This is a genomic window from Algibacter sp. (assembly GCF_049667265.1).
In the GTDB taxonomy this organism is placed as follows: domain Bacteria; phylum Bacteroidota; class Bacteroidia; order Flavobacteriales; family Flavobacteriaceae; genus Algibacter_B.
Genome location: NZ_JBATHX010000305.1, coordinates 1 through 6,907, shown reverse-complemented (window position 1 = coordinate 6,907; position 6,907 = coordinate 1). Strand labels below are relative to the sequence as shown.

Here is a 6,907-nt window from a genome sequence, read left to right as displayed (position 1 = left end):
CTCCAACTAAAGCATAAATACCAGCAAGTATTCCTGATAATCCACTAAGCGATATAAAGCGAGATGATTTGTTCATCATATCTTTAATATCACTAATGTCTTTTAAATAATCTTTTGATTCCATATAAAAGTACTTTGAATTGCAAAGTAAATAAATATTTTTGAATTATTCAATATAAATTTTTGTTAAGTTTGGAATTAGATGTTTATTAATTAATAGATTCTAGAGATTTGTTGGTTTAATCATCCTTATTAAATTTAAGCTAGTCATCTATTTTACAGAAATTTTGATGTATTTATCACATACATAGCTTATCCATAATAATAACATAGGCAAAATGATATACAGAAAACGAGGGTAGGCTGATAATAAACTAATACCGCCAATATAGACTACCGAAATAACACCAAAAATAATTATTATAGGATTTAGATGTTTTATATGTTTAAGACTTAAAGCAAAAGTAATTATTAAAAGAATTAATAGTATGCTACGAGGTATTAATTGACGAAGTATACTAATATTAGGTTTTTGAAAAGAATAAGGGTAGTCAAAAAATAGCCTGCCCAGATTGGATTGCCAATTTTTGAAAAATTTATTCTTATTATTAACTATATTTTCAATAGCCTTGGTTTTTAAGGCTGAATCTTTCTTGACTGGAGGTAAGCTTTCTATGGTATTTATAAATGCCATGTGATTTTTATAAATTTCTGGTTTTTTGCTTAAAGTTTCAAAAGAATGCCAATCGCCTAATTCATTTTCATAAGGGCTACTCATCCAATATAAACTCATACCTCCAGCATTACTATAGTACAATAGTTTATCGGTTTGTGAGTAAGTGTAAAACAAATAGGGAATTGTAAAGCAAAATCCTAAAAATAAAACCAAGCTGTAGTCTCGGGCTTTCATTCTAGTTTTTTTATAAAATAAAAAAGGCAAAATAAACACTAATGTAAATATTATAACATAGGCAAAAAATATTTTTGTTAATATTAAATAACCTAAAGATAACGACGCTGCCCATTTGTGTTTTTCACTTTTGTGTTCTAAATAAATTAAAAAGGAATAAGTAAATAAAGAAACTAGCAGAAAACTTAAAGACTCTGTTAATAAATATGGCAATGCTTCTACTAAAAAGGGGTAAAAAAGACCGAGTATAATGGATATATAAAAAGCTTTTTTTTCATTTATTAATTGAGAAAGACTTTTAAAGAAATAAATGACTCCTAAATAAATAAATAGACAGTTAAAGAGTTTGGGAATCAATAAGGAAACATTTAAAAACCTAAAAACCATTAAAAAAATTGGGTACCCGGGGCCATTCCATAAAAAGCTATACTCATGCTCAGGATTGGCATAAAACCCATTAAGTAAATTATCTGCAAACAATAAATAATCATCTTCATCACCAACAAGTATGTTTTGTTGTTTAATTAGGCAAATAATTATATATACAATTAATAATGGAAGAAATTTTAAATAATTATTTAGGCTAAGAATTTTTTTCATGTAGATTTAAGAAATCTAGTTTAGTAATCAAATGTACCTAATTTTTTAAAAAATTAATTAAGTTTGAAATAAAATGAGCCCATGAATCCAGCAGAAGAATATATCTTGAATCAACCTGAACCATACCGGTCTATTTTAATGCACATTCAAGTTATTATAGAGCACACGATTCCTGATGTTGAATTAAAGTATAAATGGCGTATTCCTTGTTATTATTTGGGAGAAACACCTGTTTGCTATTTAAATGCAAGTCATAAAAAGCAATATGTAGATGTTGCTTTTTGGCATTCGGCATACCTGTCTGAGTTTGATGACTATTTGGTTAGTGAAAACCGTAAGGTTGTGAAATCGTTGCGTTATACCTCGTTAGAAGATATTAATGATGCGGTTTTTATTGCTATACTTAAGGAAGCAAAAAAACAGAAAGGTAAATCGTTTTATAATAAGTAAACTAGCAAGTATTAAATACTAGTTGTGAGAACCATCGCAATATGGTGGGTTTTTAGTTTGCTTGCAGGTACATAAGTAAGCTGTTTTTTCTTCTTCAACAGTAAAAACCAATGGTGTTGTTGCTTTTGCTGCTCTGTGAGATCCATTACAAAATGGCTGATCTTCACTATGGCCACAAGTACACCAAGCATAATTTTTGTTAGCTTCTAATTCGCATTTAACAGGCGCATCACCTCCACGAGTATTATTTTCCATAGTATTTATATTAATACGATTTTTGTCTAATATACTATAAATTATAAACTGTTGATCGTTTTTCTGATTGCAACTAGATTGGTTAGGAGTTTTTCCAAATTATCTAGGTGAAGCATATTGGCGCCATCACTTTTTGCATTTGCAGGGTCGAAGTGTGTTTCAATAAATAAACCATCAACATTATTTACAATTCCAGCTCGGGCAATAGTTTCAATCATATCAGGACGGCCACCTGTAACGCCTGCCGATTGGTTGGGTTGTTGTAAAGAATGGGTAACATCTAAAACAGTTGGTGCCATTTTGCGCATGGTTGGAATACCACGAAAATCGACAATCATGTCTTGATAGCCAAACATAGTGCCTCTATCTGTAATCCATGCTTTATCACTTCCGGCATCTTTAACTTTTTGCACAGCGTGTTTCATGGATTCTGGACTCATAAATTGTCCCTTTTTTAGGTTTACCACTTTACCGGTTTCTGCTGCGGCAACAACCAAATCCGTTTGGCGCACTAAAAAGGCTGGGATTTGTAACACATCAACATATTCGGCTGCTTTTATAGCGTCTGAAATCTCATGGATATCGGTTACTGTTGGCACATTGAAAGTTTCGGATACTTTTCTAAGAATTTTTAAAGCTTTTTCATCGCCTATTCCTGTAAAACTATCAATTCTGCTACGGTTTGCTTTTTTGAAACTGCCTTTAAATACATAAGGTATTTCTAATTTATTCGTTATGGTAATTACCTTTTCGGCAATGCGCAATGCCATATCTTCGCCTTCGATGGCGCATGGACCGCATAATAAAAAGAAATTATTAGAATTGGTATATTTTAATTTAGGAACTTCAGTTAGGTTCATTTGCTTAAAAATTTAAGCTGTAAAGTTACGAAAAGGAGTTTTAATATGGCTTTATTTTGGGGTTATTGCATTGCTTTTAGGAAATGTGCTTGCGTTAGGGATTGAACGGCATGTTTGAGCTCCCCGACCTTAGGAGGGAGCGAGTAGTGAAAGCCCGACCCTTGTGGTAACGCCCAAAATATGTTTTTAGAAGCTTTTGCTTAAACTATTTTTTATTATCCAAAGTGCCATTATAAAACTGGCAAAAACAAACAGACCACCATACACCATAATTTGCTTTATTGCGTATGAAAGCGACACGATATGAAGGATGTCTGACAGGAAAGCAAGAATTAAATATGATGAAACGCATACAAATGAGATGCCTAATGTGAAATTAAGCTTTTTATTTGGTTTAATAATTTGCCATAAAAAAGGTATGCCAAATAATAAAATTGGGTATGCGGTTAGGCCTTCACTTTTGTTAACGATGGTAAACCAATAGGCAGAAACAGCAATGAAATAAAGGTAGGGGATGTGTTTTGTATAATGAGAGACTTGGCGCATAATTTAAAATTTAAAGGTTACTATGTAGGTGTTGTTTTTAAAAATAACGAATACTAAGTCCAAAAATTATAATAGCTTATAATTATAACATATTTTTAACTAAATAACACGTACCTTTGCACGCTTAAAATAAGGGCACTATTATGGCTAATATTAAAAACATTGCAATTATTGCACACGTAGATCACGGTAAAACTACTTTGGTTGATAAAATCATGTACCATTGTCAACTATTTAGAGACAATCAAAATACAGGTGATTTAATTCTTGATAATAACGATTTAGAGCGTGAAAGAGGTATTACAATTACTTCAAAAAACGTTTCTGTAATTTATAAAGACACTAAAATTAATATTATTGATACACCTGGTCACGCCGATTTTGGAGGTGAGGTTGAACGTGTATTAAATATGGCTGATGGTGTTTTACTTTTAGTTGATGCTTTTGAAGGCCCAATGCCACAAACGCGTTTTGTACTTCAAAAAGCGATTGATTTAGGTTTAAAACCATGTGTTGTAATTAATAAGGTTGATAAAGAAAACTGTACGCCTGATGAGGTTCACGAAAAGGTTTTTGATTTGATGTTTGAGCTTGGTGCTGAAGAGTGGCAATTAGATTTTCCAACCGTTTATGGTTCAGCTAAGAACAACTGGATGAGTGATGATTGGCAAAATGAAACTAAAAACATTGAGCCATTATTAGATATGGTTATTGAACATATTCCTGCACCGAAAATTGCTGAAGGAACTACACAAATGTTGATTACCTCTTTAGATTTCTCATCATTTACTGGTCGTATTGCGATTGGGCGTTTAATGCGTGGTGAGTTAAAAGTTGGTCAGAATATATCTTTAGTAAAAAGAGATAAAAGCATTCAAAAATCTAAAATAAAAGAACTTCATGTTTTTGAAGGCCTAGGGCGTTTAAAGGTAGAAGAAGTTCAAACAGGTGATATTTGTGCCATTGTTGGTTTAGAAGGTTTTGAAATTGGTGATACTGTTGCCGATTGGGAAAACCCTGAAGGATTAAAAACAATTGCTATTGATGAACCTACTATGAGTATGTTATTCACTATTAACGATTCGCCTTTCTTTGGTAAAGATGGAAAATACGTAACATCTCGTCATATTAAAGATCGTTTAGCTAAAGAATTGGAGAAAAACTTAGCGCTTAAAGTTGAGGATACTGATAGTGCTGATAAGTTTATTGTTTTTGGTCGTGGTGTTTTACACTTATCGGTTTTAATTGAAACCATGCGTCGTGAAGGCTATGAAATGCAAATTGGACAACCACAGGTAATCATCAAAGTAATTGATGGTGTAAAATGTGAACCTATTGAAGAAATGACCATTGATTTACCTGAAACAGTTTCTGGGAAAGCTATTGAAATGGTTACTATGCGTAAAGGCGAAATGATAAGCATGGAAGCTAAAGGTGAGCGTATGGTTTGTCAATTTATGGTGCCTTCTAGAGGTATTATAGGTTTACGTAACCAATTATTAACTGCAACTCAAGGTGAGGCTATAATGGCTCATAGGTTTAAAGAATACCAACCTCTTAAAGGTGGAATTCCAGAACGTCAAAATGGAAGTTTAGTATCTATGGAAAAAGGACAAGCTATTCCTTATTCTATTGATAAATTACAAGATAGAGGTAAGTTTTTTGTTGATCCGGGTGAAGATATATACGAAGGTCAGGTGATTGGAGAAAATTCACGTGGTGATGATATGACCGTTAATATCACTAAAACCAAAAAGATGAGTAATGTTCGTTCTTCTGGTGCTGATGATAAAGCTAAAATTGTACCTGCAATTAAATTCTCATTAGAAGAAGCTTTAGAATATATTCAGAAAGATGAGTATGTTGAGGTAACACCAAAATTTTTACGTTTGCGAAAAATCTATTTAACAGAAGTAGATCGTAAACGAAACAAATCCATTTAATTTGGAATTCTTAGGGATTTCATGGGTAGAATGGGTTGGTTATGCCGCCATGGCAACTGTACTTATTTCATTCTTAATGAAGTCGGTTAAAAAATTACGAATAGTAAACTCCTTTGGGTGTTTACTATTTGTGTTTTATGGAGTTTTGCTTCAACCAATTTCTAAGCCAATAATTATTACCAACTTGGCTATATTGGGAATTAATATTTATTATTTACTCCAAAGGAATAAGTAGGGGTTTCTTTTTGTATTCTAAAAGGGGTTACCGATTTTCGCGAAAAAACTTATATAGGTAAAATGATTTTGTATATTTGGTTACTACATTAATAACTTAGAAAATAATAAGTTCTTTATAGCGTTTATAAGAGATAATCTTTTTTAAAGGACCCAAAAAATAAGGAAAATAGATATTAATTGAAAAAATTAATACATTATATAAACAGTAAGGTTTTAGTAAAGATTGCCTCCTTGCAAACAGCCTCTGTATTAACTAGAATATTAGCTGGAATACTAACCTCTAAAGCTATAGCTGTGTTTATTGGAGCTGAAGGATTGGCTTTAATAGGGAATTTACGAAACTTTGTTGGTTCTTTTCAAACCATTGCAACACTAGGTTTTTATAAAGGGATAGTTAAATATGTTTCCGAGTTTAAGGAGGATACATTAAAGCTCAGTCAAACACTTTCAACAACATATTATTTTGGGTTTATTTCGACCATTATTGTGTCGTTTTTTTGCTATTTCAATTCAGAATGGATTAATGATATCATTTTTCCAACCTATAATGACTATGCTTACGTTATTCGAATTTTTGCTTTTGTACTTCCTTTTTATGCTTTAAATGTATTTTCATTTTCTATAATGAATGGGTTTTCAAAGTATAAAATCCTAATCATTATAAATATTATTGGTCAAGTTTTAAGTGTATCCATTGCCTTACTTTTAATTTATCAAAATAAGATTGATGGTGCTTTAATTTCGGTGGTTATAGCAGAGTCTATAATCTTCTTAATCACGCTAGTTGGTATAATAAACAGAAAAAGTTTAGTAAACCAAATTAAGATTAGTAATGTCAGTTTTAGTTTTTTTAAAAAAATAAGCCCTTACTCTTTAATGGCTCTTTTTACTACTGTTTTATTACCATTTGTGGCAATAGCAATTAGGTCTTATATTATTGACAATATAGGTTATAAAGATGCTGGTTTTTGGGAAGCGATGACTAGAATTTCTAGCTTTTATTTAATGTTTGTAAGTTCTTTAATAGTATTGTATTTATTACCAAGATTTTCTGAAATTAATGGAGTTAGGGCATTTAGAAAAGAAGTATTTAGCTTCTATAGAAC

Annotated in this window: 7 protein-coding genes; 3 read left to right on the top strand and 4 right to left on the bottom strand. The window is 31.5% G+C overall.

The window, feature by feature from the left end:
* Positions 1 to 271: 271 nt before the first annotated feature.
* Positions 272 to 1,510, bottom strand: coding sequence for a hypothetical protein (locus WBN21_RS11030; protein ID WP_424200235.1), 1,239 nt, complete (start codon positions 1,508 to 1,510; stop codon positions 272 to 274).
* An 81-nt stretch (positions 1,511 to 1,591) separates the two neighbouring features.
* Between WBN21_RS11030 and WBN21_RS11025 the strand changes: the two genes are divergently transcribed.
* Positions 1,592 to 1,960: a DUF1801 domain-containing protein gene (locus tag WBN21_RS11025; protein ID WP_424200233.1), complete on the top strand. Its 369-nt coding sequence runs from the start codon at positions 1,592 to 1,594 to the stop codon at positions 1,958 to 1,960.
* A gap of 18 nt (positions 1,961 to 1,978) precedes the next feature.
* Here the strand turns inward: WBN21_RS11025 and WBN21_RS11020 are convergent, their stop codons facing one another.
* The 3 genes from WBN21_RS11020 to WBN21_RS11010 form a co-directional block, all read right to left on the bottom strand.
* Positions 1,979 to 2,215: a CDGSH iron-sulfur domain-containing protein gene (locus tag WBN21_RS11020; RefSeq protein ID WP_424200231.1), complete on the bottom strand. Its 237-nt coding sequence runs from the start codon at positions 2,213 to 2,215 to the stop codon at positions 1,979 to 1,981.
* A 41-nt stretch (positions 2,216 to 2,256) separates the two neighbouring features.
* The gene (gene kdsA, locus WBN21_RS11015) at positions 2,257 to 3,075 is read right to left on the bottom strand and encodes a 3-deoxy-8-phosphooctulonate synthase (RefSeq protein ID WP_424200229.1); all 819 of its coding nucleotides are present in this window, start codon (positions 3,073 to 3,075) and stop codon (positions 2,257 to 2,259) included.
* Between the two features lie 186 nt (positions 3,076 to 3,261).
* Positions 3,262 to 3,621 carry a hypothetical protein gene (locus tag WBN21_RS11010; protein ID WP_424200227.1) on the bottom strand — a complete coding sequence of 120 codons (360 nt, stop codon included), beginning with the start codon at positions 3,619 to 3,621 and terminating at the stop codon, positions 3,262 to 3,264.
* Positions 3,622 to 3,764: 143 nt separating this feature from the next.
* Here WBN21_RS11010 and typA point away from each other — a divergent pair, with 143 nt between their 5' ends.
* Complete coding sequence (gene typA / locus WBN21_RS11005; RefSeq protein ID WP_424200225.1) at positions 3,765 to 5,564, top strand: translational GTPase TypA; 1,800 nt, start codon at positions 3,765 to 3,767, stop codon at positions 5,562 to 5,564.
* Between the two features lie 414 nt (positions 5,565 to 5,978).
* Positions 5,979 to 6,907 (top strand): oligosaccharide flippase family protein (locus WBN21_RS11000; RefSeq protein WP_424200223.1); only part of this gene is annotated, 929 nt, incomplete at its 3' end.

Coding starts and splice junctions, on each gene's coding strand:
- WBN21_RS11030 (WP_424200235.1), bottom strand. CDS start 1,510: ATGAAAAAAATTCTTAGCCTAAATAATTATTTAAAATTTCTTCCATTA.
- WBN21_RS11025 (WP_424200233.1), top strand. CDS start 1,592: ATGAATCCAGCAGAAGAATATATCTTGAATCAACCTGAACCATACCGG.
- WBN21_RS11020 (WP_424200231.1), bottom strand. CDS start 2,215: ATGGAAAATAATACTCGTGGAGGTGATGCGCCTGTTAAATGCGAATTA.
- kdsA (WP_424200229.1), bottom strand. CDS start 3,075: ATGAACCTAACTGAAGTTCCTAAATTAAAATATACCAATTCTAATAAT.
- WBN21_RS11010 (WP_424200227.1), bottom strand. CDS start 3,621: ATGCGCCAAGTCTCTCATTATACAAAACACATCCCCTACCTTTATTTC.
- typA (WP_424200225.1), top strand. CDS start 3,765: ATGGCTAATATTAAAAACATTGCAATTATTGCACACGTAGATCACGGT.